The sequence below is a fragment of the Rhizobium sp. S96 genome (assembly GCF_030382195.1).
Classification (GTDB): Bacteria; Pseudomonadota; Alphaproteobacteria; order Rhizobiales; family Rhizobiaceae; genus Rhizobium.
Window position 1 is genome coordinate 53,067 of the sequence record NZ_JAUDRY010000010.1, and the last position, 26,952, is coordinate 80,018.

Sequence of the window (26,952 nt, forward strand, 5' to 3'; positions counted from 1 at the left end):
TTTATTCACATCAGAATATAGGGTTTTTGATCAAACTTCCCAATGCCGATGCCCTTAAGTGCGGCATAAAACAGGGGATTATGACCGTTTTCCGTCCGCTTTTTCGCCATTTTCCAAAACGGCGGCAAGTTGCGCCAACGTCGTAGCGTCTAGATGGCGAATACGGCTCGCCAACAGGTTTGCAAAGGCGGTGTATTCCGCAGACAAACCCGAGGTATCGACAACAACTCGCGGATCGGAAGACCGCGCAAGCAGGAATAATTCCTCTGCTTCATCCCAGATGATGTTGAAGTAACCGGCGATCCGCTGAAGCAGGTCGAAGGTAGGTAAGCCACGCTTGCCATGTTCCAGAGCCGAGAGGTAAGCCGGCGAGACATTGAGCGCTTCGGCCATCTGCTTTTGCGAGACGCCCTTGCGTTGACGCAGCTTGCGAACGGCATCTCCAAACGGTGTCATGTCCTGTCACCATAGCCGCGCGAAAGGCGAATATAGAGGGCGCCCTCGCCGCCATGATGATGCGCAGCGGTCTCATAGGACGATATGAGATAACGAAACTCTGGCTTCGAGAACCAGAATGGGACGGCACGCTTCAGCGCTCCCTCGCTTCCGCGTGAGCTGCCCTTGCCTGTTATGACCAGCACGTGGCGCATGCCGCGCTCATGCGCCCGGATCAGGAACTCAAGCAACATGACGTGGGCTTCGCTCTGGACAAGCCCGTGAAGATCGATGCGCGCTTCGAGCGCGAGCTTGCCCTTGGCGATTTTGCGCTTGACCGGCCGTTCGAATGGGTGATGGACGCCAGTGGGTGTTTTCGAAGCGGGCGATGTCGCAAGTTCAGCTGCGCCAGCAGCACCGGATACTCCGTTCTCAGACTTTGCTTTCTCGGCCGCTGCTTCAGTCTCCGCTTCAAGCAGAAACAGATCAAGCTCGCTCAGCTTTCCCAGCTTGTCGGGCATGGGGCGCGTGCTTCGCGCCACCTTGCCCCAAAGAATACGTTCGTCCTGGCTGAGCTTGCGATCCTTTGCCATCAGCCAAGCCTTGCCGCTGCGCCGTTCGGCACCAGAATGTGGAAGTCGGCGTTGTGACGGACCGTTCCTGCCAATTCGCCGGCCTCGTCACCTGACCCGGTAAAGATGTCGCCACGCGCAGGGCCGACAATGGCCGAGCCGGTATCGAGCGCCAGCATCAGCCGCTGAAACGCCCTGCCCTGATCGAGATGCGTGAGCTTCTCGGCGCGAACAAAGAACGGAAATCCAAACGTATGAATCAGGCGATCGACGGCCAATGATCGGCCAGCGATCAGCGGCACTTTCGCCGCCGCGATCGGTCCGCCATCAGCCCCATCGAACGGCGCCTCTCGAAAGAAGATATAGGATCGATTGTGCCAGAGTATCTCATCGACTCGATCGGGATTGAGGGCCAACCATCGTCGGATGGACTGCATCGAGATATCCGCAGGAGCGATTTCGCCGCGTTCGATCAAGAGCTTGCCGATTGCGGAAAATCGGTGCCCAGCCTTTGCGGCATAGGTAATCCGTCCGATCCGGCCATCGCGATAGCGCAGACGGGCTGCTCCCTGGACGTGGACGAAGAAGACATGGACTTTGGATTTTGCCCAGGCGATTTCGAGACCTCGCCCTTCCAGGGCGCCTTCGTCGATCGCGCGGCGGTCGGGATAGGCGGTAATCTCTCCATCCGCCAAGCGGCCAAAGACATAGCTTTCATCCAGCGAGGCCGGCCGATTTCCGCTGTCCAAATCCACGAGATCATCGGGCCGACGATAAAACGGAAAGCGATACTCGCTGTCAGGCTCTGCCGAGACCGAGATCTCCGGCTCGTAGAACGCAGTGACAAATCCTTGGGTCTGATTTGCCAGCTCGATGCGGAAAGGCCGGCAGTGGACCTCGAAAAACTCGCGTGCCGCTTTGGCCGATGACGGTCGAAAACCACGAGCGGTATCCAGCAACTCAAGCAGATCGCCCGAAGTCAGGCCCAGAGACCCGGTTCGATACGGCTTCACGGTCTCGATATGCCAGCGACAGGCTTCCATAGTTTCAAAAAGGCCGGAGGGATCATCGTCCCTCCAGCCTTCCAACTGATCGAAGCTTGTCGCGTGAAGGGCAAAGCCCCGCGTTTCGTCACTCATGTTCCGATTCGGTGGCCACGAGTTTCCAATTCGGGTCCCGCGAGCGAGTATCGCGAGCAAATGTCCAGAGATCGTTGACCTCCGCCACGTTTTCCGCATCGCCGTCGAGCAGCTTGCCATCCTTATCGTAGGTCGCGGAAATCAACTGGCTGACCATGCGAACGGTAATCTGGGCTTCACTACCCTTCAGTTCGACATTGGTGATCTCGGCTTTCTCAACGCCGACGAAAGTCGACTTCACCTTTTCACCCTTCGCCTCACGCTCGCCGATCGCCGCATCAAAACCATCATAGACTTCGCGGGACAGAAGGGTCTTCAGCGTCTTGCGATCGCCGTCGGCGAACGCGGTCACGACCATTTCATAAGCCATCCGCGCGCCGTTCAGGAATTCCTTCGGATTGAACGACGCATCGGCCTTGTTCATCTCGCGAAGCGAATCGTTCAGAGGCGTGCCGGCGGGAGCGAATGCATCGATCGCTGCAAAGCGGTCATCATCATCCGACGTTGCGTCCCGACGCGGCAACGTCACGACCTTGCCAGCGTCAGGCGTTTCGGGGCCGACGGCATCCCGCGGTGTATAAAGATCGCGCGGGGGCTTCTCATTTCCCGTACGCCGACCGAGAACACTGCGAAGCTGCAAAAAAATCAGCACCGCCGCCACGAGAAAAAACAATGTGATGAAGTCGTTTGAACCCATGTTCCGCCGCTATCGCTGTTAACATCTCTGATTTGTACTCCCATATAGTCTGCCGATACAGATGATTCAAATAGGTCCGCGAACGGGACCGATTTAAACGGAGTCCGGTGACCGCCGGAATGATGACATGCGACCGACGATAATCCCTGGTTTCCTGCTGCTTCTGCCTCTTGCCGAGATAGCCGGCTTTGTGCTGGTCGGCAAAGCGATCGGCCTTTGGTTGACCCTCGCCCTTGTCATGCTGAGTTTCATCACGGGCGTTGCTCTGCTTAAACGCCAGGGCATAGGCATCCTTCGGCGCATGTCCGAACAGGGCCAGAGCGGTGTTCTGCCGGGTCGCGAGCTCTTGCGTCCCGCAATGTTTGTGATCGCTTCATTGCTGCTGATCATTCCCGGATTCATTACCGACATCATTGCGATCCTTATCTTCATCCCGGCGGTGCGGGATCTGGCATGGAAATATGTAAGTCGCCGGTTTGTCGTTGTAGGATCAGCCAACGGCTACCAGTCGTCGGCGCGACCGACCGATCGCGACGGACGTTCGACTGTCGTCGATCTGGATGCGACGGATTTTCATCGTGAGCCTAACGGCAAGTCTCCTTGGGCCGGCAAACATATCGGCGATTGACGCACAGCTTGGACCGCAATAGGCCCGGGTTGTAACGCTAACCTCGAAATGATAATGCGGCTCATCCAAAGCTCTCGAGGAAAAGCCAATGGCCAGCGAAGACAACAACGGTGCAACAAGCCCGAGCCTTACCATCCTTGCTCAGTACACCAAGGATCTCTCTTTCGAAAACCCGGGCGCTCCCCGCTCGCTGCAGGCCCGCGACAAAGCGCCGGCGATCAACATCAATGTCAACGTCAACGCCAATCCGCTCTCGGATACCGATTTCGACGTCGTTCTTTCGCTGAACGCGGAAGCTAAGGATGGCGACAAGACGGTCTTCCACACCGAGCTGGTCTATGGCGGCGTCTTCCGGATCGCCGGTTTCCCGCAGGAACACATGCTCCCGGTTCTCTTCATCGAGTGCCCGCGGATGCTCTTCCCGTTCGCCCGCCAGATCATCGCCGACGTGACGCGCAATGGCGGCTTCCCGCCGCTGATGATCGATCCGATCGATTTCTCGCAGATGTTCGCGCAGCGCGTTGCTGAAGAGCAGGCACGTGCAAAGGTTCAGGCGAACTGATTCATTCCGTCAGGAAGATCTTGAATGCCCGGGTTCTGCCCGGGCATTTTTAGTTTGGGCGATCGTATTTTGCCCAGATGCCCTTTTGACCAAGCTTGGCGATCAGCGCGTCGTGCGCCTGCCCTTCCTGCTCGCTGATGCGGGGGGCGAGCGGCCGCGGTCGGGCAATTGGCTCGATGATGATCTCATCGGCGGCGTCCTGTTCCAAGGCCGCGTTGTTTTGCGCCACACCGAGACCCAGCGCCGTCTGACGACCACCGATCATCTCGATATAGACTTCCGCAAGCAATTCGGAGTCGAGCAGCGCGCCGTGCTTTGCGCGATGTGAATTGTCGACACCGTAGCGACGGCAGAGCGCATCGAGGGAATTCGGGCCCATCGGATGCTTGCGCCGGGCGAGCGACAGTGTGTCGATCACACTGTCGGGCAGGATCGGCGGCATTCCCAGCCGGGCAAGCTCGGCGTTGATGAACCCCATATCGAACGTCGCGTTGTGGGCGATCCATTTTGCATCCCCGAAGAAATCGAGGATCTGTTGCACGACGTCGGCGAACGGAGGCTTGTCCTTCAGGAACTCATCGGTAATCCCGTGCACGGCCAATGCATCCGGATGAACCTTCTGGCTGCCGGGGTTCACGTAGATATGGATCGTTCTACCGGTTGGAAAATGATTGAGAAGTTCGATCCCGCCAATTTCGATGATGCGGTCGACACGGTTATCCAGGCCCGTGGTTTCCGTATCGAAAATGATCTCACGCATGCTCGAATTCCCCATTCGCCAATCGACGCTTTATATCGGACACAGTTTCAGCCACTCGCTCTCTCGCCGCCTCGATGCTGAAACTGGTATCGATCACGTAGTCCGCTCTCTTGCGCTTTTCCGCATCCGGCGTCTGGCGAGCAAGAATCGCATTGAATTTCTCTTCTGTCATGTTCGGCCGCGCAAGCACGCGCGACCGCTGAATCTGTGGATCGCAGGTAACCACTACAATCACATCAACTCTTTTTTCCGCTCCGGTCTCGAAAAGCAGCGGTATATCGAGCAGCACCATGACGCTGCCCTTCTCTCGCTCGCGTGCGATGAACTCTGATTCGCGCTTTCTGACGAGAGGGTGGACGATCTCTTCGAGGCGCTTGAAGCCACCCGGCGTAGCCGACAGTTGGCGTCCAAGTTCCTGGCGATCGACCACACCGTCCTTTACTGTTCCTGGAAAGGCTGCCTCCACCAACAGTGCCGCCTCCCCGGAATAGAGATCATGGACGACGGCATCGGCATCGTTCACCGGTAGGCCCAGCTCGGCGAAAAGTTTCGCCATGGTGGACTTTCCCATTCCAATCGAGCCGGTCAATCCAATCCGCAGCATCAGTGTCTTTCCATATCCGCGATGATCAGCGACCGAAGTTCCTCGGTCACGATCGGCCGTTGGCCGAACCACTTCTCGAAACCTGGAACAGCCTGGTGCAACAGCATGCCCAAGCCATCGACAATGGCGAAGCCTTGCTCTTCTGCCTGCTTGAGGAAAGGTGTCTTGAGCGGCACGTAAACGATATCTGTCACCACCGCGCCGGACAGCAATGGAGAGAAATCAATCTGCGGTGCGCTTTCACCGTCCATGCCGAGAGATGTCGTGTTGATGAACAGGCCGGCGCCTTTCATGACCTCGCCGAGGGCGGCGATCGGGTGAGCATAGACCTTCGGCCCAAAGCGATCGGCGAGTTCGGCCGCGCGGTCAACCGTGCGGTTGACGACATGGATCTCTGAAAAGCCCCTGTCTCTCACAGCCTGGATGACAGCGCGGCTTGCCCCGCCGGCGCCCAGGATGACGGCCGACGTCGCCTTGTCCCAGCCCGAATGGCGCTCATCGAGATTGGCTGTAAATCCTCGGCCGTCGGTGTTGGTCGCTTTGAGACGGCCATCTTCGATCCAAAGAGTATTCGAGGCCCCGAGCTCTTCCGAAAGCTCATCGGGCTCATCGGCCAGCTTGAACACCATTTCCTTGTGCGGGATTGTGACGTTACCGCCGGCAAAGCCAGACTCGCCATTTTTCAGAGCGCGCATAAAGGCGGGAAAATCTTCCGGCTTTACCTCGTGAGCCTGATAGCTGCCCTGAAGGCCAAGCGTTTTCAGCCAATGGCCATGGATCAGCGGCGACCGGGAATGTTTGGCGGGGTAGCCGGTGACAAACGCTCTCGGACCCAATGTTTCACGTGAATCATCCATCGATCGCACCCAGTTCACGCAGCTTCTCCAACAGGGGCATCATGGGAAGGCCCAATATCGTGAAATAGTCGCCTTCTATCTTCGTGAACAACTGCAGTCCCTCCCCCTCAAGCTGATAGGCCCCGACGCTTGCAAGCGCCCTGTCTCCGACGCGACAGAGATGACGTTGTATGAAGTCATCGCTGAACATGCGCATCGTCAATTCGGCGTGTGAGATGTGCTCCCATATGATATCGCCACCCAGGGCAAGTGCGATCGCGCTATTCAGCCGGTGCGTTGCTCCGCGCAGCGCCTTCAAGTGATCGGCCGCATCGTTCATGTTCCTGGGCTTGTGAAACGTCCGCTTTCCGAGCGACATCGTCTGATCCGACCCGAGGACCAATGCATCAGGGAAGCGACCGCTCACTTCTCGCGCTTTGGCTTTTGCAAGAACAAGGGCGACTGCATCAGGCGTCGCGCCGTCAGCCTCGAGCGGCGCTTCGACAGCGCGCTCATCGATTTCGGCCGGATGAACATCAAACGACACGCCGGCATTTTGCATGAGCATTCGCCGGAACGGACTGGAGGATGCAAGGATGAGTCTGACTGTCATAAAACCTCCGCGGCGATAGACGTTCAGCGCTTAACGCAGCTTTGGCCGAAGAGCAACGATCGCAGCCGCGGTCTCTTCGATCGAGCGTCGCGTCACGTCGATCAACGGCCAGTTATGTCGCGCGCACAGTGATCGCGCATATTTGAGTTCCTCGGATATGGCCGCGCGATCCGTGTAGTCGCCACGATCGAAGCCCGACGTAGTTCCGAGAACGCGATTTTCACGGACCTGCGAAATGCGGTCCGTGGTCGCGATCAGACAGACGATCAGCGGCTTGGTCGCCGAGAACAAGCTCTCAGGAAGAGGCACGCCGTAGACGATCGGAATGTTGGCCGTCTTAATGCCGCGGTTGGCGAGATAGATGCTGGTCGGCGTTTTCGACGTACGGCTGATGCCTATAATGACGACGTCGGCGTCATTATAGTCATCGGGCATCTGGCCGTCATCATGATCCATGGTGAAGTTAAGCGCTTCGATGCGCGCAAAATATCCCGCGTTCATGACATGCTGCGCGCCGACCCGGCGGCGCGAAGGCGCGCCGAGATAGATCTGGAATGCGTTGAGGACTGGTTCCAGCACATTGACGGAAGCCACACCCATTTCCGCGCATCGCTCATCAATCAGCGCAGCGAGCTCCCGATCGACGATCGTGTAGAGGACGATGCCCGGCTCACCGTCGATTGTCTGCAATACGGCCAGGAGCTGCTTTCGATTTCGGATCAGCGGATAGACATGTTCGACCGGCTGGGCGGACTTGAATTGCGCGGAAGCAGCGCGACCGGCGGAGATCAGAGTCTCTCCCGTTGAGTCAGAAATCAGGTGCAGATGGAAGAAGTTCGGCCGATTCTCCACGATATTTTCCGATGCCTGTTGAAAAGACTGGATAAGGGAGAGCTACGAGACCGGCCCGGGTCAAGGCAAGGGAAAACATGCCTAGTTTTCCACATTTCGGATTCTTGTGACGTGGCCCCGGCGGCACTTGTGGGTTTTGTGGAAAGTTTGCACACGGCACACAGATATGCAGTAGTTGTCCACAACCAGGTGCGTATTGCGGTAGCCTTCATCGCATTGAAATCTAAGACCGTTTCAGTGTTATCCCCAAAGTCGCGACAGAGCTTTCTTTCTTCGTGCGCGCAACTTCGGCGTGGCGCGACAAATCGTATCGTCCGTGGATGGATTTTAATCCTTGATAGTCACCGACTCTAAGAAATAGAAACCTCTTTAAATATCTTTAGATTTTATAGGGAAGAAGCGCTTGAGCGGAACGCGGCGGAAAATCTTACGAGTGCTTGAGGGTGAAACACTGAGCCCTCCCCCGATCTGGCTGATGCGGCAAGCAGGACGCTACCTCCCCGAATACAGGCAAGTGCGCGCAAAAGCCGGGAGCTTTCTCGATCTCTGTTATTCGCCGGAGCACGCAGTCGAAGTGACGCTTCAGCCGATACGGCGATACGGATTCGATGCAGCAATCCTTTTCTCCGATATTCTGGTGATCCCTGATGCCATGAGACGGAATGTTCGCTTCACCGAAGGACACGGACCGGAGATGGATCCGATTGATGTCGGCGGTATCGAGCGGCTGGATTTGACACCTGTGATGGAGCACCTTGCGCCCGTCATGGAGACGGTTCGGCGGCTGCGGCTCAAACTTCCTGACGAGACGACGTTGCTGGGCTTCTGTGGGGCGCCCTGGACGGTCGCGACCTATATGATCGCCGGGCACGGAACGCCGGATCAGGCGCCGGCGCGATTGTTTGCCTACAAGCACCCGAAAGCCTTCGAGCATCTTCTGGCGGTGCTGGCGGATATTTCTGCGGACTACTTGGTTGCGCAGATCGACGCTGGTGCAGACGCTGTGCAGATTTTCGATTCCTGGGCGGGTGTGCTGGGCGAGCGGGAATTTGCTGCCTACGCAGTCGCACCGGTTGCGCGGATGATCGCGTCGGTCAAGGCACGGCGACCGAAGGCACGCGTGATCGCCTTCGCGAAGGGCGCTGGCTATCTCCTGAACGATTACCGGCAGAAGACTGGGGCGGACGCGATCGGGCTCGACTGGTCGGTGCCGCTGGATTTCGCGGTCGAGCTGCAGAAGGATGGACCCGTGCAGGGTAACCTAGATCCAATGCGGGTCGTTGCCGGCGGGGCGGCTTTGTCGGAGGGTATCGACGACATTCTGCAGCGGCTCGGCAGCGGCCCGCTGATCTTCAATCTTGGCCACGGTATTACGCCTCAGGCGGATCCTGAAAACGTTCGCCTGCTCGTCGAGCGCGTTCGCGGCGGAGGACGCTGACAGATGGCGCGCCAGATCGATGAGCGGCCGGGCGCCTATGCCCGACGTCGCGCCTATTTCGCGATCGTTTTCTTCGTCTTAATCGCGGTCGGTCTATTCGCTTGGAATCCTGATGACCTCTACCTCTGGATCAAGGCGCTGCATGTGATTGCGGTGATCTCGTGGATGGCCGGGCTCTTCTACATGCCGCGCCTGTTCATCTACCATACCGATGCAGAGCCAGGCTCCATTCAGTCGGAGACGTTCAAGGTCATGGAGCGGAGATTGCTCAAGGTGATCATGAACCCAGCAATGATGTTGACCTGGATCTTCGGCCTATACCTTGCCTGGTCCGTTTATGGTTTTCAGGGTGGCTGGCTGCATGCCAAGCTTAGCTTGGTTGTGCTGTTGACTGGCGTGCATGTCTTCTTCAGCCGCGCAGCCAAGGCTTTTGAGCGTGACGAAAATCGACGTTCGGCGCGCTATTGGCGTTTCATGAACGAGGCGCCGACGCTGCTGATGATCGCGATCGTCATTCTCGTCGTGGTCAAGCCGTTCTGATCGGTTAAATTTCTTTCATTTTAAGCAGCCCCCTTGCGGCATTGCGCATGAGCCGCTATTTTCGCTTCACCTCATCCTTGTGGCATGTATGTAAAGTTCGATCGTCTGCGGACTCTTCGCAGGACCGGTTACTGTCCTCGCATCGCCTCTCCCCTCAGAAATATAGAGTATTGGTCACTTCATGGCTGAAATGAAGCTTCAGGAACTTAAGAGTAAATCCCCGACGGATCTGCTGGCTTTTGCCGAATCGCTCGAGGTCGAGAATGCCAGCACGATGCGCAAACAGGAGCTCATGTTTGCCATTCTGAAGGTTTTGGCCAGCCAGGATGTCGAGATCATCGGCGAGGGTGTCGTTGAGGTTCTTCAGGACGGATTTGGCTTCCTGCGTTCCGCGAATGCGAACTATCTGCCGGGTCCTGACGACATCTATATTTCTCCGTCGCAGATCCGCCGGTTCTCGCTGAAGACAGGGGATACGGTCGAAGGACCGATCCGCGGTCCGAAGGAAGGTGAGCGGTACTTCGCGCTGCTGAAGGTCAACACGATCAATTTCGACGATCCTGAGAAGATCCGACACAAGGTTCATTTCGACAATCTGACGCCGCTCTACCCGAACGAACGTTTCAAGATGGAACTCGACGTTCCCACGTCCAAGGATCTGTCACCGCGTGTGATTGATCTCGTCGCTCCGCTCGGTAAAGGCCAGCGTGGTCTGATCGTGGCGCCGCCACGCACCGGTAAGACCGTCCTGCTGCAGAACATTGCGCATTCGATCACGGCAAATCATCCAGAGTGCTACCTGATCGTGCTCTTGATCGACGAACGTCCTGAAGAAGTGACCGACATGCAGCGATCGGTTCGCGGCGAAGTCATTTCGTCTACCTTTGACGAGCCGGCAGTGCGCCACGTTCAGGTCGCCGAAATGGTGATCGAAAAGGCGAAGCGTCTTGTCGAGCATGGTCGCGACGTTGTCATCCTGCTCGATTCGATCACGCGTCTCGGTCGCGCCTACAACACAGTCGTTCCTTCCTCCGGCAAGGTGTTGACCGGTGGTGTTGACGCCAATGCGCTGCAGCGCCCCAAGCGCTTCTTCGGTGCGGCACGTAACATCGAAGAAGGTGGATCGCTGACGATTATCGCGACGGCGCTGATCGATACCGGCAGCCGAATGGACGAAGTTATTTTTGAAGAGTTCAAGGGTACCGGTAACTCGGAAATCGTCCTGGATCGTAAGGTTGCAGACAAGCGCATCTTCCCGGCGATGGATATTCTGAAGTCTGGCACTCGTAAGGAAGACCTGCTTGTTCCACGCCAGGATCTGCAGAAGATCTTCGTGCTGCGCCGCATCCTTGCACCGATGGGTACGACAGATGCGATCGAGTTCCTTATCGACAAGCTAAAGCAGACGAAGAACAATCCAGATTTCTTCGACTCGATGAACACTTAATCTTTAGCCGGATTCACCCACAAAGGCCGACCACGCGAGTGGTCGGCTTTATCGTTTCTAGGAGGGTCGTTGCCGCAACTAGCCAAGTCGGCCAGGGGCTGGCTGAGTGAAGTTCCGGTATTCGATTCGGCTTCGAACCGGATGGACAAAGACGATGATCAGATCCACTGAAACCATTTATGCACTCTCCAGCGGTTCGGTGCCGGCCGGGGTCGCCGTTATGCGCGTGAGCGGTCGCGAGGTCGCTACGGTGCTGACCAGCTTGGCGGGACATGTCCCCACACCGCGACAGGCAACATTGCGAACGATTCGGACTCGTAACGGAATCAAACTCGACAATGCGCTGATCCTCTTCTTTCCCGGTCCCAAATCATTCACAGGCGAAGACGTCGCAGAAATTCATCTGCACGGTGGCCGCGCTGTCGTCGAGGCATTGCATCGGGAGCTCGATACATTCGAGGCTGTTCGCCAGGCCGAGGCCGGTGAGTTCTCCCGACGGGCGTTTGAGAACGGCAAGTTGGACCTAGTCGAGATCGAAGGCCTGGCCGATCTTATAGCGGCAGAGACCGAGATGCAGCGCCGCTTGGCGATGGAGCATAGTTCCGGCGGGCTCTCAGCGCTCTACAATTCGTGGGCGGACCGACTGACGCGGGCGCGCGCTCTTATCGAGGCGGAACTTGATTTTCCCGACGAAGATGACGTTCCTGGCTCCGTCTCAGACAGCGTCTGGTTAGATATGGAGCGATTGTCGCGCGAGATCGCGGTTCATCTCCAGGAAGCGGCAACTGGCGAGATTATTCGGGATGGCTTCAGAGTTGTCATTGCAGGCGAACCTAACGCGGGGAAGTCGAGCTTGATGAATGCGCTGGTGCGCAGAGATGTCGCCATCGTTACCGATATTGCGGGCACGACCCGCGATGTGCTGCAAACTGATCTCAATATCGACGGGTATCTGGTGAAACTATACGATACCGCCGGCTTGCGCGAGACGGTTGAAATTGTCGAGCGGGAAGGTATCAGGCGCGCCGAGGCAGTCATAAGCCAGGCCGATCTCGTACTCTATCTCGAGGACCAATCCCTCCCCTCCTCTGTCCAGACGCCGCCTGCAGATGCACTCGTTATTGGGACGAAGTCAGACCTCCCGGCGAGCAGCGACCGACAGTATGACCTGTCGGTCTCGGTCAAGCAGGGTCTAGGGTTGGATGAGCTCAGACTTGCGATCGGCCGACGGCTGAACGAGAAAGTTCATCCGAACTCGATGGCAATCCCCAGCCGCACGCGACATGTCGATTCGCTTTCGCAATGCTTGAACGCCGTTGACGCAGCGCTGCAGTCACCGTCGCGCGGGCTCGACCTGAGAGCAGAGGATCTGCGTATCGCAAGCGAGGCGCTCGGGCGCGTTACAGGCCGCGTGGATGTGGAGAATCTTCTCGATGTGATTTTCGGCGAATTCTGCATCGGCAAATGATTCACGTGAAACATCAAGGTGCCTACATCGGCAATGCGGTTTCACGTGAAACACCCTTGACTCACGCACCAACTTCGCCCATCACCGGGACACCTCAGGAGCCTTAAAAAAATGGATACCTCTCGGTTTGATGTCATCGTTATCGGTGGCGGACACGCGGGATGCGAAGCTGCAGCCGCGGCGGCGCGTCTGGGCGCCAGAACTGCGCTGGTCACACACAGAAGAGACACCATCGGTGTTATGTCTTGCAACCCGGCGATCGGTGGTCTCGGCAAGGGTCATCTTGTGCGTGAGATTGATGCACTGGATGGTCTGATGGGCCGCGTCGCAGACGCTGCAGGTATCCAGTTCCGAATGCTGAACCGCAAGAAGGGACCGGCGGTGCGTGGTCCACGGACGCAAGCAGACCGGAAGCTCTATCGGCAGGCGATGCTGGCAGAGATTGAGGCAATAGAGAATCTCACCGTTATCGAGGGCGACGCCTTTGATCTGTCGATCAAGGACGGGCGTGTAGAAGCGGTTATTATGAAAGATAGCCGGATTCTCTACTGCGGATCGGTTGTCCTCACGACAGGAACGTTCCTGCGTGGTCTTATTCATATTGGGGATAAGAAGATACCGGCGGGTCGCGTTGGCGAGGAACCGTCGGTTGGGCTCTCGCAAACACTTCTGCGGTTTGATCTCCGGCTCGGCAGACTGAAGACGGGCACGCCTGCTCGCCTGAATGGCAAGACAATCGATTGGGCCAGTGTCGGTCGGCAGGGTCCGGATGAGGATCCGGTTCCTTTCTCTTTCATGACGACACACATTGCGAATGCGCAGATCGATTGTGGCGTGACGCGGACCACCGACGCGACGCACCGCATCATTGTCGAGAATTTGAAGCGTTCTGCAATGTATTCCGGTCAGATAGAGGGTGTCGGACCTCGCTATTGTCCCTCGATTGAGGACAAGCTGGTCAAATTCGGTGAACGTGATGGCCATCAGGTATTCCTGGAGCCAGAAGGCCTGGATGACGATACGGTTTATCCAAACGGTATTTCGACTTCACTGCCAGCAGAGATCCAGGATGCGTTTATCCATACAATCCCCGGCTTGGAACACGTTGAGATTCTTCAGCCAGGCTATGCGATCGAATACGATCACGTTGATCCGCGCGAGTTGAAGCCATCGCTTGAGGTCAAGAAGGTGTCCGGCCTGTTCCTGGCGGGTCAGATCAACGGGACAACTGGCTATGAGGAGGCCGCGGCACAGGGGCTGGTCGCGGGCCTTAATGCAGCGCGGCTGTCCGGTGGACAGGACGCGGTGCGGTTCAGTCGAACGGATTCCTACATTGGTGTCATGGTCGACGACCTAACCTCCAGGGGGGTCGCGGAACCTTATCGGATGTTTACCTCGCGGGCAGAATATAGGCTCTCTCTGCGGGCTGATAATGCAGACGTGAGATTGACGCCATTTGCCATCGGTCTCGGGGGTATCTCCGCTGAGCGCAAGCGCATGTTTGAAGCTTATAAGACGGACCTCGACGCTGGACGTGCACTTTTGTCCTCCTTGAACGTGACCCCAAATGAAGCGCGGGGCGCTGGTCTGAAGTTGAACATGGATGGGCAGCGACGGACCGGTTATGAGCTGTTGTCCTATCCTGATTTCTCCCTTGATGTGTTGAAACGGCTATGGCCGCAGCTGTCAGCGATTGATGGTCGAGTTGGCGAAGCGCTCGAGATCGAGGCGAATTATGCGGTCTATATGGCGCGCCAGTCGTCGGATATTGAGCATGTCAAGCGCGATGAAGACCGCGTGATTCCCGACGATTTTGACTTCGGTTGCCTGTCAGGGCTTTCGAACGAGTTAAAGCAAAAGTTACGATTGTCGAAGCCCTACAACATTGCGCAAGCGATGAAAGTGGATGGTATGACGCCGGCAGCCATTTCGCTTCTTCTCGTGCAGCTGCGACGGCTTACCGCCGCAGCTTAAGCGTTCGGATAATACACTATATGAGAGTCCACCGATGGAGTTAAACGGCCGGCGTGTTTCACGTGAAACAGAACAACGCCTGAAGGATTTCGTATCCCTATTTCAAAAGTGGGCCAAGTCGATCAACTTGACGGCACCATCGACGCTTGAGGACGCATGGCGACGTCATGTCGCGGACAGTGCTCAGATCTTCCAGCTCCAGGATCAGCCCAAGACATGGATTGATCTCGGCAGCGGCGGCGGTTTTCCGGGGGTGATCACCGCTATCTTCCTGGCAGAAATTGGTGATGGTTGGGTGCATCTCATCGAGAGCAATCACAAGAAGGCGGCGTTTCTGCGTACGGCGTTGAGGGAGATGGGCGCGCGCGGGTCAGTTCATCCGATCCGCATTGAAGACGCACCAGCGGCCGTTCCGGATTGCGATTTCATTTCAGCACGCGCTCTGGCTGACCTGGATCAGTTATTTGCCTACGTCAATCCCTGGGCGGCCAAGAATGAAGAACTGCGAGCGTATCTCCATAAAGGCCGGGATTACCGGGCAGAGATTGCGAAAGCACATGGTCGCTGGACATTCGATCTGGTAGAACATGGAAGCGCCGTCGAGCAAGACTCGGTGATATTGGAAATATCCAACCTTCGGCGTTTGGTTTAACGGGATCGGGCAATACAGCATGGTTGGCGCACGGAATCGGATTATTACCATCGCAAATCAGAAGGGCGGCGTCGGCAAGACGACGACGGCCATTAATTTGGCGACGGCACTGGCGGCCATTGGTGAACGCGTCCTGATCGTTGATCTTGATCCGCAAGGTAATGCAAGCACCGGCCTCGGTATCGACCGAAAGAACCGCAAGTTGTCATCCTACGATCTCCTTCTGGGTGATCATGGCGTGCTTGACGTCGTTCAGGAGACGGCGGTTCCCAATCTGTATATCGTGCCGTCGACCATGGACCTGCTGGGCATCGAGATGGAGATCGCTCAGCAAAGTGATCGCGTTTTCAAGCTGAAGAAAGCGTTGGCGATGGAGGAGGCTTATAGCTTCTCCTATATCCTCGTGGATTGCCCCCCTTCCTTCAATCTGTTGACAATGAACGCTATGGCGGCCGCCCATTCCGTTTTGGTTCCGCTGCAGTGCGAGTTTTTCGCGCTTGAAGGCTTGAGCCAGCTTCTGGAGACGGTCGATCAGGTGCGGCGGACGGTGAATCCGCAACTGGATATCCAGGGTATCGTGCTGACGATGTTTGATTCCCGAAACAATCTTGCTCAGCAGGTTGTGAGCGATGTGCGGACGCATCTTGGCGAGAAAGTCTACCATACGTTGATTCCACGCAATGTTCGCGTGTCCGAGGCGCCCTCCTACGGTAAGCCGGCGATCCTCTACGATCTGAAGTGCGCGGGAAGTCAAGCATATCTCCAATTGGCGTCCGAAGTGATTCAGCGCGAGCGTCAGCGGCTTGCGGCTTAACACCTAACTGAAATTAGTGGCGAGTTAGACGATGAACGATGATGTCTCGAAGAGAAGACTTGGACGCGGTCTTGCCGCATTGATCGGCGAGATGGATCAACCAGTCGCGGTAGACTCAGAGAAGTCCCCTGTCAGCGCGGACAGATTGATTCCGATCGAGTTCATCAGCCGCAATCCCAGAAACCCGCGGCGCTTCTTCGATGACAGCGAATTACACGATCTGGCGAGTTCCATTCGACAGCACGGCATAGTTCAGCCGGTCGTGGTGCGAACGCTCTCGCCCAACCAGTATGAAATCATAGCCGGCGAACGACGTTGGCGCGCGGCTCAGTTGGCCGGGCTCGTTGAAGTTCCCGTCGTCGTCCGCGATGTGGACGACAAGACGGCGCTCGAGATCGCTATCGTGGAAAACGTTCAGCGCTCCGACCTTAATCCGCTTGAAGAAGCGCTGGGTTACGAACAGCTGATCGCCGAATACGGCTATACGCAGAACGATCTTGGCGAGATTATCGGCAAGAGCCGTAGTCACGTCGCGAACTCCCTGCGACTGTTGAAACTGCCCGAACCAGTTCGCGACCTCCTCGCGGCTGGAAGCCTTTCCGCCGGTCATGCGCGTGCGCTCGTGCCGACGTCGGACCCCTCCACCCTTGCTAGGGCCATCGTTGCCAAGGGGATGTCCGTGCGCGACGCGGAGCGGCTGGCACAGAATGATATCAAAGCTCAGTCCGAGCCGCGCACTGCCGCACAGCGCGACCAAAAGGATTCCGATACGCTCGCCCTCGAGCGGACGCTCTCCGATACGCTTGGGCTTGATGTTACCATCAACCACAAGGCAAGCGGTGGACAGATCCGGATCTCTTACAAGTCTCTGGAGCAACTCGAAGAGATTTGCCGCCTGCTGGAACGCCGCTGACGCTGCTACCGGCGCGCGGACTGCAGCGTCGTTGACAGCAGCGTATGGAGGGCAATGGTGTCCTCCAGCGAGGCGCGTTTACGCGTTTGAAGGACCGCCGATTGTAGTCGGTTGGTTTCGCGTGCCATGGCCTCCGGCGACCATGTCCGGAGGGCCTGTTCTACGATTGGCTTGCGCCGAAAGTGCAGATGCCTGCCGAGCGTCTGCAGCGCCTGGGTCGACGAGATCCGTTTTTCATCCATCTCCGCCCTGATCGCGTCCATCAGCTGGAACTGCTTCAGGCATGATTGGATGACCAGGAAGATCGCCGTTTTCGATGAGATGATCTTCTGCATGGCATGAAGGAAGTTGGCTGCGTTGCCGCTCAACACCGCGTCGACGGCATCATCGACCGAGATGGCGCTCGCATCGCCAATGATCTCTGTGACGTGGTGCTCTTCGATGCTCCCCTGCCCTCGGCAGTAGAGCGCCAGCTTCTTAAGCTCGTTGCGGGAGGCAATGCGGTCACCACCGATCAATTCCAGCAGCGCCTGGCGGGCGTCGGGGGTGATGCGAAGGTCCGCAGCGGAAAGCTCTGAATCGATCAAGGCGTTCAGTGCGCGGGTGTCGTCCGCGTAGCAAGGAATCGCGATAACGTTGCGGGATGATTCCGCCGCCTTTCGCAGAAGCGAGCCCTTCTTCAGGTCGCCAGCTTCGATGATGACAAACGTCCCTGCCGGTAGGGATTCCGCGAGAAACTGTAGCGCGTCGACGAGATATTTCTCGTTTGCAGCGCCCCGGACCCAGAGAAGCTTGTCGCCACCAAACAGGCCGATCGCGCCGGCCTCATCGACTAGGCGTCCGTGATCGCGCTGCAAATCAGTGATATCGAGCTTGATAAGGGAAAAGGGATCTTTCAGCGCGACGCCGGTTCTCTCGGCAAGGATCGAAGCCCGCTCCGAAACAAGCCCCCGATCCGGACCGTAGACTACAAAGAGCTTGTAGCTACGGGCGGATTTCTCCGCAAATCCCTCGAACTCATGCGATTTGATCTCGGCCAATCGCCCGCTCCTCAGCGGCCAAGGGCCGCCGCAAGATCAGCCGCGACGAACTCGGCAGCCTCACGAGCTGCCCTGTCCTCGGCATCGCGGATTGCGCGGGCCTTGGCGAATTCCTGGCGTGGGAAGTCCACGAGCGCCGTGGCGTAGCGATTTCCGGCCTTGATCACATGGCCATCCTTCGTCGCCTTCAGCGTATAGTCTACGCTAACCGTCGCGCGACCGGCGCGCGATGTATCGGACGACTCGACAAGAAGCGTATTGATGACGTCCGAGTGAACATTGATCTCAACCTCGTATTGCGGGTTATCTGGCTCTCCGGCGCCTCTGGACGCCAGGAAAATCAGACGGTTCCGCACTTCCTGCTCGACGCGGCTGGTTGCTTCGGAGAAGCCGACGGACGATAGCTTTTCCGTCACGCCAGAGCTTTCGGAATACAGCGGACGTACCTGGCAGGATGCAACGAGGATCGTGGACGCAAGCACCGTGGCAATACTGGCGCAGCGCACCAGCTTCTGAGCGAGATTAAACGACAATGTTCACAATCCTTTGCGGAACCACGATGATTTTCTTCGGCGCCTGCCCGTTCAGCGCCCTCTTCACATCATCCAAAGCAAGCGCGCTTTCGCTGACTGTATTCTGATCTGCGTCGCGGGAAATTGTCAATTCGGCGCGCTTCTTCCCGTTGATCTGCACGGGCAGAACCACTTCATTTTCGGCCACAAGCGCATCGTCATAGCTCGGCCAAGATGTCTGTGCGAGCAAGCTGCTGTTGCCAAGCGTGGCCCAGCATTCTTCCGCCAAGTGTGGAGTCATAGGCGCCACGAGTTGAATCAGAATCTCCGCAGCTTCTCGCACAGCGGCCCGATAAGTTTCGTTGCCTTCGCCACCAGCGACCCTCGTCAATGGCGCTGCGAGAGCGTTGACGAGTTCGTAGATGCGCGCGACTGCCTTGTTGAACCACAGCTTGTCGTAATCATTCTGAACGGCCTTCAAGGTCCGGTGAGCCAGTTGCGAAATAGCAACCGCATCACCATCCTTAGCCGGAGTCGCAGCGACGTCTCGAAGGTTCGCAGCCGCTTCCGAAATCAGGCGCCAAAGCCGCTGCGTAAAGCGATGCGCACCCTCGACACCGGCCTCCGACCAGATCACGTCGCGCTCGGGCGGCGAGTCCGACAAGACGAAGAATCGCGCCGTATCCGCACCGTAGGACGCGATGATATCGTCGGGATCAACCACGTTCTTCTTCGACTTCGACATCTTCTCGATGGAGCCGATCGCGATCTCGTCGCCATTGGACAGGAGATACGCGCGCCGCGCGCCGTCCAGTTCCTCGATACGGATATCGGCCGGGGAAACCCATTCACGGCTCATGCCCGAGCCACGGCTGTAGGTTTCGTGGACGACCATTCCTTGCGTAAAGAGGCCCTTGAAGGGCTCCTTGACGTCGACGTGACCGGTCTCCCGCATCGCGCGGGTGAAGAAGCGCGAATAGAGCAAGTGCAGGATGGCGTGTTCAATGCCGCCGATATACTGGTCGACCGGCAGCCAGTGGTTGGCTGCAGATGGATCCGTCGGCTTGGTCTCCCACGGCGCGGTGAAACGCGTGAAATACCAGCTCGAATCAACGAAGGTATCCATCGTGTCCGTTTCCCGTCGCGCATCCTTGCCGCAGTGCGGGCAAGCGACGTGGCGCCATGTCGGGTGCCTATCGAGCGGATTGCCCGGCTGGTCAAAGGTCACGTCATCGGGAAGCTTGACCGGCAGGTCCTTCTTCGGAACCGGTACCACGCCGCAATCGTCGCAATGGATCACCGGAATCGGGCAACCCCAGTAGCGCTGACGGGAAATACCCCAGTCGCGCAGGCGGAAATTGACCTTGCGTTCGCCTTGCGGCGCGTTCCCGAGCGATGCCGCGGCGAGACGTTCAGCAACGGCATTGAATGCGTCGTCGGTGCTCATGCCATCGAGGAAACGCGAGTTGATCATTACGCCGTCGCCATCATAGGCAACATCGCCTACGCTGAAGCTGGCCGCATCGCCATCCCGCGGCATGACGACTGGAACAACCGGAAGATCGTACTTGCGCGCGAAATCCAGGTCGCGCTGGTCCCCGGAAGGGCAGCCGAAAATGGCGCCGGTTCCGTAGTCCATGAGAACGAAATTGGCGACGTAAACGGGCAGTTCCCATGATGGGTCGAGCGGGTGGCGGACGCGTATGCCCGTGTCCATACCCTTCTTCTCCGCTGTTTCGAGCGCGGCAAGCGATGTGCCGGCGCGGCGGCATTCTTCGCAGAAGGCATCGATAGCCGGATTCTTTACCGTCGCTTCCTTTGCGAGCGGATGATCTGCAGAGATCGCCAGGAAGGATGCGCCGAACAGCGTATCGGGTCGGGTCGTATAGACCGTAACCTCGGTTTGACCAGCGGGTGCCGTTTCGCCGACGATCTCCCAACGGATCGTCATGCCTTCCGACCGGCCGATCCAGTTCTTCTGCATCAACCGAACTTTCTCGGGCCATTGGTCCAACGTGTCCAATGCGTCCAAGAGGTCCTGGCTGAAATCGGTGATCTTGAAGAACCACTGGGTAAGTTCGCGTTGCTCGACTAGGGCGCCCGAGCGCCAGCCGCGACCGTCGATCACCTGCTCGTTTGCAAGAACGGTATTGTCGACAGGATCCCAGTTCACCTTCGATTGCTTGCGATAGACCAGCCCCTTCTCGAGGAAGTCGACGAAGAGGTGCTGCTGGTGCTGGTAATAGGCGACATCGCAGGTCGCGAATTCGCGGCTCCAGTCGAGGGAAAGGCCCATGGCCTTCAGCTGTGCCTTCATCGATGCGATATTCTGGTATGTCCAGGACGCGGGATGAACCCCGCGCTCCATGGCGGCATTTTCAGCCGGCATGCCAAATGCGTCCCACCCCATCGGATGCAGCACGTTGTATCCGCGCGCCCGTTTGTAGCGCGCAACGACATCGCCCATGGCATAGTTGCGGACGTGCCCCATGTGAATGCGACCGGATGGATACGGGAACATCTCCAGCACGTAGTATTTCTCGCGCGGATCGCTGTTGTCGGTCTCGAAAACCTTCTTCTCGTTCCACTTTTGCTGCCAGCGGGGCTCGGCATCGCGCGGGTTGTAACGTTCGGTAGCCATCGTATTCGTATTTCCGGAAAATCAAGGGAAGATGGTCCTGACCTTCACCATGAAACCACGGTAGCGTCAAGTTTTGCGGCCGCTTTAAGCGCGCGATCACGGCCGCCGAGCGATATTTCGAGAGGTCGGCCCTTGGCAACCACGGGCGGGGCGTTTAGTGCATAACCATTCTTCCCGATGATCTGCCGAGGCGCAATGATGGAACTTCACGAGCGATTGGACGATGTACGCGCGCGGATCGCCAAGGCTGAGCGGGACGCTGGCAGAGCAGCAGGCTCCGTTGGACTCGTAGCTGTTTCCAAGACATTTGATGCAGACGCGATTCGACCCGCAATCCTTGCCGGACAGCGCGTCTTCGGTGAAAACCGGGTTCAGGAAAGCCAGGGAAAATGGGCCGAACTGAAGGCTGAAACGCCGGGCATCGAGCTGCATCTCATCGGACCGCTGCAGTCGAACAAGGCGGCAGAAGCCGTCGCGCTGTTCGATGTCATCGAAACGGTCGATCGCGAAAAGATCGCTCGCGCGCTTGCTGAAGAAATAAAGCGCCAGGGGAAGACCCCTCGCCTCTATATTCAGGTGAACACCGGTCTAGAGCCTCAGAAGGCTGGCGTTGCACCTGACGATACCCCCTCCTTCGTCGGCGTGTGCCGCAACGAGCTTGGCCTGGAGATCGAGGGGTTGATGTGCATCCCTCCCGCTGATGAAAATCCAGGCCCGCATTTCGCTCTCCTTGCCAAGCTTGCGAAGCAATGCGGTGTCGAAAAGCTATCGATGGGAATGTCCAGCGACTATGAGATCGCGGTGGCTTTCGGTGCGACCAGCGTCCGCGTCGGCTCCGCTATTTTCGGCGCGCGCTGACCCGCTGCTTTCGTCGGGCTTTCTCTCTCCCGGTCTCTTCCCTAGATTGACGGCTTAAGGCGCATATCCTGGGGAGGAGAAAATGCGGCGTAGCTATCGGCAAACCTATTCGGAGTGGAGGCAGGACCCAGTAAGCTTTTGGGGCAAGGCCTCGGACGGTATCGACTGGTTCAAGCAACCTGAACGGATCTTCGACGCTGGCAGCGGGCCTTACGGGACCTGGTTCGCCGGCGGCGAAACCAATACCTGCTACAATTGCCTGGATCGTCATGTCTTGGCAGGACGGGGCAGTGAAACGGCGCTCATCTATGACAGCCCTGTCTCCGGTGCAAAACAGGCCTTCAGCTATGACGATGTGCTCGCCCATGTGAAATCCATAGCCGCTACACTGAGCCAGTTTGGGGTTACGAAGGGCGATCGTGTTGTCCTCTACATGCCGATGGTGCCGGAGGCGGTGTTCTCGATGCTTGCCTGCGCGCGTATCGGGGCAATTCACTCCGTCGTGTCCGGTGGTTTCGCGGCCAGCGAGCTCGCGGCACGGCTGGATGATTCGGAGGCGAAACTAATCATCACCGCAAGCTGTGGCCTGGAGCCTGGCAGGGTCGTTGCCTATAAGCCACTTGTCGACAGCGCCATTACAATTGCCAGATCCAAGCCAGATCATTGCCTCGTTCTTCAGCGTCCGCAGCTTCTCGCTGATCTTGTTCCGGGTCGCGACCATGACTTTGAAGTGGTCGTTGCTGGCAATCGCGGAGCGGATATCGCGTGTGTCTCCGTCAAAGCGACGGATCCACTTTATATCCTTTACACGTCAGGGACGACTGGCCACCCCAAGGGCGTGGTGCGCGACAATGGCGGTCATATGGTCGCTCTCAACTGGTCGATGATGAACATCTACGGAATGAAGCCGGGCGAAGTGTTCTGGACGGCGTCAGACATCGGTTGGGTCGTGGGGCACTCCTACATCGTGTATGCCCCATTGCTCGTCGGCGTTACGACGATTCTCTTCGAAGGGAAACCTGTGGGGACGCCCGATGCCGGTACGTTCTGGCGTATCGTGTCGGAATATAATGTTCGGGTGCTTTTCACGGCGCCAACTGCGTTTCGAGCGATCCGGCGCGAAGATGGCGACGGTGCTTATATAGGGGCGCACCCGATGCCCGGTTTTCGCGCACTTTTCCTTGCCGGCGAACGCGCCGATCCGGAGACGTTGAAATGGGCCGAACAGATGCTCTCCGTGCCCGTCATTGATCATTGGTGGCAGACGGAGACAGGCTGGCCGATCGCCGCCAATCCGCTGGGGCTTGAGGCATTGCCGGTCAAACACGGGTCTCCATCCGTGCCGATGCCCGGATATGACGTACAGGTTCTCGATGATGGCGGGCACGGTGTTGCGCCGGGGATCCTGGGCAACGTCGTGGTGAAGCTTCCGCTTCCGCCCGGCTGTCTGCCGACGCTTTGGAAAGCCGACGAGCGGTTCCGGAGCGCGTATCTCGACGAGTTCCCCGGCTACTACAAAACGGCAGACGCAGGCTATGTCGACGAAGATGGCTATCTCTTCATCATGTCGCGCACGGACGACATCATCAACTGTGCCGGCCATCGGCTTTCAACCGGCGCCATGGAGGAAGTCTGCGCGCGGCACCCGGATGTTGCCGAATGCGCTGTCGTCGGCGTCGCCGACCCGGTCAAAGGGCAGATCCCATGCGGCTTCCTGGTCCTGAAGCGGCATGTTTCACGGGAAACATCTGTCGTCGAAACGGAAGTGGTGAAACTAATCCGCGATGAAATCGGACCCGTCGCTTGCTTCAAAACTGCCATTGCCGTCGACCGTCTTCCCAAGACCCGGTCGGGCAAAATATTGCGCGGGACGATCCAGAAGATCGCTGACGGCGTTCCGTGGAAAATGCCGGCGACGATCGACGATCCCGTCGTGCTTGAGGAAATCGCTGCGGCATTGCGCAAAAAAGGCCTCGGCGGTCTGCCTATGTGACAATAAAAAGCCCCGCAGAAGCGGGGCTTGGTGTGACTATCGGTCGATCAGTACTGATCGTCTTTATCTTCGTCTTTGGGCGAGGACTTCAGAGACTTGAGCTTTGCGAAGACGGCGTCGGCATCGATTTCCTTTTCCTTCTCCTCCTCGCGATCGTAGCTCGGGGTCAGGCGTTCGGTCTCATGCGCCGACTGCAGGGTTGCGCCAAGCTCTGCGGCTGTCGGGAGCGGACGGCCCTTTGCGGCCTTCTCGACTTCCATGTCAAGGTCGATCTGGCTGCAGAGGCCGAGCGTAACCGGGTCCATCGGCGCAAGGTTAGCCGAATTCCAGTGCGTGCGCTCACGGATCTGCTCGATGGTCGACTTGGTGGTTCCGACAAGCCTGGAGATCTGGGCGTCCTTGAGTTCCGGATGATTGCGAACCAGCCAGAGGATGGCGTTCGGGCGGTCCTGACGCTTCGAAACCGGCGTGTAACGCGGGCCGCGACGCTTCGATTCCGGGACGCGAACCTTCGGCTCGGAGAGCTTGAGCTTGTGGGCAGGGTTCTTTTCGCCGCGGGCGATTTCGTCGCGCGACAGCTGGCCGGTCGAGATCGGATCGAGGCCCTTGATGCCCTGCGCCGCTTCACCGTCGGCAATCGCCTTCACTTCAAGCGGATGCAGTTTGCAGAGCTGAGCGATCTGGTCGAAAGACAGAGCAGTGTTGTCGACGAGCCAGATTGCCGTCGCCTTCGGCATGAGCAGTTGTTGAGCCATGGATATAGTCCTTCTGTCGTCCGCGCCGGTGTCGCGGTCCGTGGATTGTCACCACTATGTCCGGGAAATATGGCGCTATATAACCGTAGTGGCGCATAATTGCAATTGACCGTGAATGAAATGACCTTTGTCTAATTGCGAGGCCATAGCGAACTGCTATGAATGCCGTCAATTGAAATGCGGCTGCGTCGTTTTTTCAGTCCGCTGACGTCCGGGTGAGGAGGAGTTTCATGTCGGAGAAGATCTACCCAGTTCAAAAACTGGTAAAGAACCATGCGCTTATCGACAAGGCGAAGTACGAGAAGTGGTACGAGGAAAGTGTCGAGAACCCGGACAAGTTCTGGGGCAAGCATGGCAAACGGATCGACTGGTTCAAACCCTACACAAAGGTCAAGAATACCTCCTTTACCGGCAAGGTCTCGATCAAATGGTTCGAGGACGGGCAGACCAACGTCTCATACAACTGCATCGATCGTCATCTGAAGACCAACGGGAATCAGGTTGCGATCATCTTCGAGGGCGACAACCCCTACGTCGACAAGAAGATCACATACAACGAGCTCTACGAGCACGTCTGCCGAATGGCGAATGTTCTGAAGAAGCACGGCGTCAAGAAGGGTGATCGCGTAACCATCTATATGCCGATGATCCCCGAGGCGGCCTATGCGATGCTCGCTTGCGCCCGCATCGGTGCGGTTCATTCGGTCGTGTTCGGCGGGTTTTCACCTGAGGCGCTCGCCGGCCGCATCGTTGACTGCGAATCCACCTTCGTCATCACCTGCGACGAAGGCGTGCGCGGTGGCAAGCCCGTGCCGCTCAAGGACAACACGGATACCGCGATCCATATCGCCGCACGGCAGCATGTTATCGTGGAGAAGGTCCTGGTGGTGCGCCGCACCGGCGGCAAGACCGGCTGGGCACCGGGCCGCGACCTCTGGTATCACCAGGAAATCGCCACGGTGAAGCCGGAATGCCCACCGGTGAAGATGAAAGCCGAAGATCCGCTGTTCATCCTCTACACCTCGGGTTCGACGGGAAAGCCGAAGGGGGTTCTCCATACGACAGCGGGCTATCTCGTCTATGCGGCGATGACCCATGAGTATGTCTTCGATTACCATCCCGGCGACATCTACTGGTGCACGGCCGATGTGGGCTGGGTTACCGGACACTCCTATATCGTCTACGGGCCTCTTGCGAACTGCGCGACGACGCTGATGTTCGAAGGCGTGCCGAACTTCCCGGATCAGGGTCGATTCTGGGAGGTCATCGACAAGCACAAGGTCAACATCTTCTACACCGCACCCACCGCGATTCGCTCGCTGATGGGCGCCGGCGATGATTTCGTCACGCGTTCATCGCGGTCGAGCCTACGTCTTTTGGGAACGGTCGGCGAGCCGATCAATCCGGAGGCATGGGAGTGGTATTACAATGTCGTTGGCGACAAGCGTTGCCCTGTCATCGATACCTGGTGGCAGACGGAGACCGGTGGCCACATGATCACGCCATTGCCTGGCGCAACCGATCTGAAACCAGGATCGGCCACCATGCCGTTCTTCGGCGTCAAGCCGCAGCTGGTCGACAATGAAGGCAAGGTGCTCGAAGGGGCTGCCGACGGCAATCTCTGCATTACCGACAGCTGGCCGGGCCAGATGCGGACGGTCTACGGCGATCATGAGCGCTTCATCCAGACCTACTTCTCCACCTACAAGGGGAAGTATTTTACCGGCGACGGCTGCCGGCGGGACGAAGACGGCTATTACTGGATCACCGGTCGAGTCGATGACGTGCTTAACGTGTCCGGCCATCGGTTGGGTACCGCCGAAGTCGAATCGGCGCTTGTTTCGCACCAATTGGTGTCCGAGGCAGCTGTTGTCGGATATCCGCATGCGATCAAAGGTCAGGGCATCTACTGCTACGTGACCTTGATGGCTGGGAACGAAGGTTCCGACGAGCTGCGCCAGCAACTTGTGAAGCACGTTCGTTCGGAAATCGGCCCGATTGCCGCGCCGGACAAGATTCAGTTCGCTCCAGGGCTGCCGAAAACGCGGTCCGGAAAAATCATGCGCCGCATCCTGCGCAAGATTGCGGAAGACGATTTCGGCTCGCTCGGCGACATCTCAACGCTCGCTGATCCTGCTGTCGTCGATGATCTCATCGCGAACAGGCAGAACAAGGCAACAGCCTGAGTCAAAAAAGAGCTGATCCGATC

General features: G+C 57.8%; 26 protein-coding genes. 13 read left to right on the forward strand and 13 right to left on the reverse strand.

Features of this window, described 5'->3' with window-relative positions; all coding sequences use genetic code 11:
- Positions 1 to 78: 78 nt before the first annotated feature.
- From QTL94_RS12510 to QTL94_RS12525, 4 genes are read right to left on the reverse strand one after another with little or no spacing between them, the layout of a single operon-like run.
- Positions 79 to 456, reverse strand: coding sequence for a helix-turn-helix domain-containing protein (locus tag QTL94_RS12510; protein ID WP_289801807.1), 378 nt, complete (start codon positions 454 to 456; stop codon positions 79 to 81).
- A complete protein-coding gene (locus tag QTL94_RS12515) occupies positions 453 to 1,028 on the reverse strand; it encodes a Smr/MutS family protein (RefSeq protein ID WP_289801808.1) in 576 nt (191 codons plus the stop codon). The genes QTL94_RS12510 and QTL94_RS12515 overlap by 4 nt, the downstream gene beginning before the upstream one ends.
- On the reverse strand, positions 1,028 to 2,146 hold the full coding sequence (gene mltA, locus QTL94_RS12520) for a murein transglycosylase A (protein WP_289801810.1): 1,119 nt from the start codon (positions 2,144 to 2,146) through the stop codon (positions 1,028 to 1,030). The genes QTL94_RS12515 and mltA overlap by 1 nt, the downstream gene beginning before the upstream one ends.
- Positions 2,139 to 2,843, reverse strand: coding sequence for a Tim44/TimA family putative adaptor protein (locus tag QTL94_RS12525; protein WP_065690607.1), 705 nt, complete (start codon positions 2,841 to 2,843; stop codon positions 2,139 to 2,141). Before QTL94_RS12525 ends, mltA begins: the two co-directional genes overlap by 8 nt.
- A gap of 127 nt (positions 2,844 to 2,970) precedes the next feature.
- Here QTL94_RS12525 and QTL94_RS12530 point away from each other — a divergent pair, with 127 nt between their 5' ends.
- Together QTL94_RS12530 and secB are read left to right on the forward strand one after the other, a co-directional pair.
- Positions 2,971 to 3,471 (forward strand): FxsA family protein, encoded by a 501-nt coding sequence (locus QTL94_RS12530; RefSeq protein WP_289801811.1) that lies wholly within the window; start codon positions 2,971 to 2,973, stop codon positions 3,469 to 3,471.
- A gap of 88 nt (positions 3,472 to 3,559) precedes the next feature.
- Entirely contained in the window at positions 3,560 to 4,033 is a 474-nt protein-coding gene (gene secB, locus QTL94_RS12535) for a protein-export chaperone SecB (protein WP_065690605.1), read from the forward strand.
- A 49-nt stretch (positions 4,034 to 4,082) separates the two neighbouring features.
- Here secB and dnaQ read toward each other — a convergent pair whose 3' ends face one another.
- From dnaQ to QTL94_RS12560, 5 genes are read right to left on the reverse strand one after another with little or no spacing between them, the layout of a single operon-like run.
- A complete protein-coding gene (gene dnaQ, locus QTL94_RS12540; RefSeq protein WP_065690604.1) occupies positions 4,083 to 4,793 on the reverse strand; it encodes a DNA polymerase III subunit epsilon in 711 nt (236 codons plus the stop codon).
- Complete coding sequence (gene coaE, locus QTL94_RS12545; RefSeq protein ID WP_289801813.1) at positions 4,786 to 5,397, reverse strand: dephospho-CoA kinase; 612 nt, start codon at positions 5,395 to 5,397, stop codon at positions 4,786 to 4,788. Before coaE ends, dnaQ begins: the two co-directional genes overlap by 8 nt.
- Complete coding sequence (locus tag QTL94_RS12550) at positions 5,397 to 6,254, reverse strand: shikimate dehydrogenase (RefSeq protein ID WP_289801814.1); 858 nt, start codon at positions 6,252 to 6,254, stop codon at positions 5,397 to 5,399. Before QTL94_RS12550 ends, coaE begins: the two co-directional genes overlap by 1 nt.
- Entirely contained in the window at positions 6,247 to 6,846 is a 600-nt protein-coding gene (locus tag QTL94_RS12555; protein WP_289801815.1) for a Maf-like protein, read from the reverse strand. The genes QTL94_RS12550 and QTL94_RS12555 overlap by 8 nt, the downstream gene beginning before the upstream one ends.
- A 30-nt stretch (positions 6,847 to 6,876) precedes the next feature.
- The gene (locus QTL94_RS12560; protein WP_065690600.1) at positions 6,877 to 7,698 is read right to left on the reverse strand and encodes a pyruvate, water dikinase regulatory protein; all 822 of its coding nucleotides are present in this window, start codon (positions 7,696 to 7,698) and stop codon (positions 6,877 to 6,879) included.
- 403 nt (positions 7,699 to 8,101) lie between these two features.
- Between QTL94_RS12560 and hemE the strand changes: the two genes are divergently transcribed.
- The 8 genes from hemE to QTL94_RS12600 all read left to right on the forward strand — a co-directional run bounded on the left by hemE (position 8,102) and on the right by QTL94_RS12600 (position 16,944).
- Positions 8,102 to 9,136 (forward strand): uroporphyrinogen decarboxylase, encoded by a 1,035-nt coding sequence (gene hemE / locus QTL94_RS12565; protein WP_289801818.1) that lies wholly within the window; start codon positions 8,102 to 8,104, stop codon positions 9,134 to 9,136.
- Positions 9,137 to 9,139: 3 nt separating this feature from the next.
- Positions 9,140 to 9,676: a protoporphyrinogen oxidase HemJ gene (hemJ, locus tag QTL94_RS12570; RefSeq protein WP_289801820.1), complete on the forward strand. Its 537-nt coding sequence runs from the start codon at positions 9,140 to 9,142 to the stop codon at positions 9,674 to 9,676.
- 181 nt (positions 9,677 to 9,857) lie between these two features.
- A complete protein-coding gene (rho, locus tag QTL94_RS12575) occupies positions 9,858 to 11,123 on the forward strand; it encodes a transcription termination factor Rho (RefSeq protein WP_113521522.1) in 1,266 nt (421 codons plus the stop codon).
- A 154-nt stretch (positions 11,124 to 11,277) separates the two neighbouring features.
- Positions 11,278 to 12,591, forward strand: a complete 1,314-nt coding sequence (gene mnmE / locus QTL94_RS12580) for a tRNA uridine-5-carboxymethylaminomethyl(34) synthesis GTPase MnmE (protein WP_289801823.1) — start codon at positions 11,278 to 11,280, stop codon at positions 12,589 to 12,591.
- Between the two features lie 111 nt (positions 12,592 to 12,702).
- Positions 12,703 to 14,565, forward strand: coding sequence for a tRNA uridine-5-carboxymethylaminomethyl(34) synthesis enzyme MnmG (gene mnmG, locus QTL94_RS12585; protein ID WP_289801824.1), 1,863 nt, complete (start codon positions 12,703 to 12,705; stop codon positions 14,563 to 14,565).
- Between the two features lie 34 nt (positions 14,566 to 14,599).
- Entirely contained in the window at positions 14,600 to 15,217 is a 618-nt protein-coding gene (gene rsmG, locus QTL94_RS12590; protein ID WP_289801826.1) for a 16S rRNA (guanine(527)-N(7))-methyltransferase RsmG, read from the forward strand.
- Between the two features lie 19 nt (positions 15,218 to 15,236).
- Positions 15,237 to 16,031 (forward strand): ParA family protein, encoded by a 795-nt coding sequence (locus QTL94_RS12595; RefSeq protein WP_289801828.1) that lies wholly within the window; start codon positions 15,237 to 15,239, stop codon positions 16,029 to 16,031.
- Between the two features lie 31 nt (positions 16,032 to 16,062).
- Positions 16,063 to 16,944, forward strand: a complete 882-nt coding sequence (locus tag QTL94_RS12600; protein WP_065690593.1) for a ParB/RepB/Spo0J family partition protein — start codon at positions 16,063 to 16,065, stop codon at positions 16,942 to 16,944.
- Between the two features lie 5 nt (positions 16,945 to 16,949).
- Here the strand turns inward: QTL94_RS12600 and holA are convergent, their stop codons facing one another.
- From holA to leuS, 3 genes are read right to left on the reverse strand one after another with little or no spacing between them, the layout of a single operon-like run.
- A complete protein-coding gene (gene holA / locus QTL94_RS12605) occupies positions 16,950 to 17,984 on the reverse strand; it encodes a DNA polymerase III subunit delta (RefSeq protein ID WP_289801830.1) in 1,035 nt (344 codons plus the stop codon).
- A gap of 11 nt (positions 17,985 to 17,995) precedes the next feature.
- On the reverse strand, positions 17,996 to 18,517 hold the full coding sequence (lptE, locus tag QTL94_RS12610) for an LPS assembly lipoprotein LptE (RefSeq protein ID WP_289801832.1): 522 nt from the start codon (positions 18,515 to 18,517) through the stop codon (positions 17,996 to 17,998).
- Complete coding sequence (leuS, locus tag QTL94_RS12615; RefSeq protein ID WP_289801834.1) at positions 18,507 to 21,137, reverse strand: leucine--tRNA ligase; 2,631 nt, start codon at positions 21,135 to 21,137, stop codon at positions 18,507 to 18,509. The genes lptE and leuS overlap by 11 nt, the downstream gene beginning before the upstream one ends.
- A 198-nt stretch (positions 21,138 to 21,335) precedes the next feature.
- On the opposite strand from leuS, the gene QTL94_RS12620 reads away from it, so the two are divergent.
- Both QTL94_RS12620 and QTL94_RS12625 read left to right on the forward strand, forming a co-directional pair.
- Positions 21,336 to 21,995 carry a YggS family pyridoxal phosphate-dependent enzyme gene (locus QTL94_RS12620; RefSeq protein ID WP_289802343.1) on the forward strand — a complete coding sequence of 220 codons (660 nt, stop codon included), beginning with the start codon at positions 21,336 to 21,338 and terminating at the stop codon, positions 21,993 to 21,995.
- Between the two features lie 82 nt (positions 21,996 to 22,077).
- Positions 22,078 to 23,988 (forward strand): AMP-binding protein, encoded by a 1,911-nt coding sequence (locus tag QTL94_RS12625; protein ID WP_289801836.1) that lies wholly within the window; start codon positions 22,078 to 22,080, stop codon positions 23,986 to 23,988.
- A gap of 47 nt (positions 23,989 to 24,035) precedes the next feature.
- On the opposite strand, the gene QTL94_RS12630 is transcribed toward QTL94_RS12625, so the two are convergent.
- A complete protein-coding gene (locus QTL94_RS12630; RefSeq protein WP_289801838.1) occupies positions 24,036 to 24,743 on the reverse strand; it encodes a DUF1013 domain-containing protein in 708 nt (235 codons plus the stop codon).
- Positions 24,744 to 24,973: 230 nt separating this feature from the next.
- Between QTL94_RS12630 and acs the strand changes: the two genes are divergently transcribed.
- Positions 24,974 to 26,929, forward strand: a complete 1,956-nt coding sequence (gene acs / locus QTL94_RS12635; protein WP_113521513.1) for an acetate--CoA ligase — start codon at positions 24,974 to 24,976, stop codon at positions 26,927 to 26,929.
- The last annotated feature ends 23 nt before the right edge of the window (positions 26,930 to 26,952 follow it).

What these genes read in the sequence shown, in the direction of transcription:
- QTL94_RS12510 (WP_289801807.1), bottom strand. Translation starts at nt 456, where the DNA reads ATGACACCGTTTGGAGATGCCGTTCGCAAGCTGCGTCAACGCAAGGGC.
- QTL94_RS12515 (WP_289801808.1), bottom strand. Translation starts at nt 1,028, where the DNA reads ATGGCAAAGGATCGCAAGCTCAGCCAGGACGAACGTATTCTTTGGGGC.
- mltA (WP_289801810.1), bottom strand. Translation starts at nt 2,146, where the DNA reads ATGAGTGACGAAACGCGGGGCTTTGCCCTTCACGCGACAAGCTTCGAT.
- QTL94_RS12525 (WP_065690607.1), bottom strand. Translation starts at nt 2,843, where the DNA reads ATGGGTTCAAACGACTTCATCACATTGTTTTTTCTCGTGGCGGCGGTG.
- QTL94_RS12530 (WP_289801811.1), top strand. Translation starts at nt 2,971, where the DNA reads ATGCGACCGACGATAATCCCTGGTTTCCTGCTGCTTCTGCCTCTTGCC.
- secB (WP_065690605.1), top strand. Translation starts at nt 3,560, where the DNA reads ATGGCCAGCGAAGACAACAACGGTGCAACAAGCCCGAGCCTTACCATC.
- dnaQ (WP_065690604.1), bottom strand. Translation starts at nt 4,793, where the DNA reads ATGCGTGAGATCATTTTCGATACGGAAACCACGGGCCTGGATAACCGT.
- coaE (WP_289801813.1), bottom strand. Translation starts at nt 5,397, where the DNA reads ATGCTGCGGATTGGATTGACCGGCTCGATTGGAATGGGAAAGTCCACC.
- QTL94_RS12550 (WP_289801814.1), bottom strand. Translation starts at nt 6,254, where the DNA reads ATGGATGATTCACGTGAAACATTGGGTCCGAGAGCGTTTGTCACCGGC.
- QTL94_RS12555 (WP_289801815.1), bottom strand. Translation starts at nt 6,846, where the DNA reads ATGACAGTCAGACTCATCCTTGCATCCTCCAGTCCGTTCCGGCGAATG.
- hemJ (WP_289801820.1), top strand. Translation starts at nt 9,140, where the DNA reads ATGGCGCGCCAGATCGATGAGCGGCCGGGCGCCTATGCCCGACGTCGC.
- rho (WP_113521522.1), top strand. Translation starts at nt 9,858, where the DNA reads ATGGCTGAAATGAAGCTTCAGGAACTTAAGAGTAAATCCCCGACGGAT.
- mnmE (WP_289801823.1), top strand. Translation starts at nt 11,278, where the DNA reads ATGATCAGATCCACTGAAACCATTTATGCACTCTCCAGCGGTTCGGTG.
- mnmG (WP_289801824.1), top strand. Translation starts at nt 12,703, where the DNA reads ATGGATACCTCTCGGTTTGATGTCATCGTTATCGGTGGCGGACACGCG.
- rsmG (WP_289801826.1), top strand. Translation starts at nt 14,600, where the DNA reads ATGGAGTTAAACGGCCGGCGTGTTTCACGTGAAACAGAACAACGCCTG.
- QTL94_RS12595 (WP_289801828.1), top strand. Translation starts at nt 15,237, where the DNA reads ATGGTTGGCGCACGGAATCGGATTATTACCATCGCAAATCAGAAGGGC.
- QTL94_RS12600 (WP_065690593.1), top strand. Translation starts at nt 16,063, where the DNA reads ATGAACGATGATGTCTCGAAGAGAAGACTTGGACGCGGTCTTGCCGCA.
- leuS (WP_289801834.1), bottom strand. Translation starts at nt 21,137, where the DNA reads ATGGCTACCGAACGTTACAACCCGCGCGATGCCGAGCCCCGCTGGCAG.
- QTL94_RS12620 (WP_289802343.1), top strand. Translation starts at nt 21,336, where the DNA reads ATGGAACTTCACGAGCGATTGGACGATGTACGCGCGCGGATCGCCAAG.
- QTL94_RS12625 (WP_289801836.1), top strand. Translation starts at nt 22,078, where the DNA reads ATGCGGCGTAGCTATCGGCAAACCTATTCGGAGTGGAGGCAGGACCCA.
- QTL94_RS12630 (WP_289801838.1), bottom strand. Translation starts at nt 24,743, where the DNA reads ATGGCTCAACAACTGCTCATGCCGAAGGCGACGGCAATCTGGCTCGTC.
- acs (WP_113521513.1), top strand. Translation starts at nt 24,974, where the DNA reads ATGTCGGAGAAGATCTACCCAGTTCAAAAACTGGTAAAGAACCATGCG.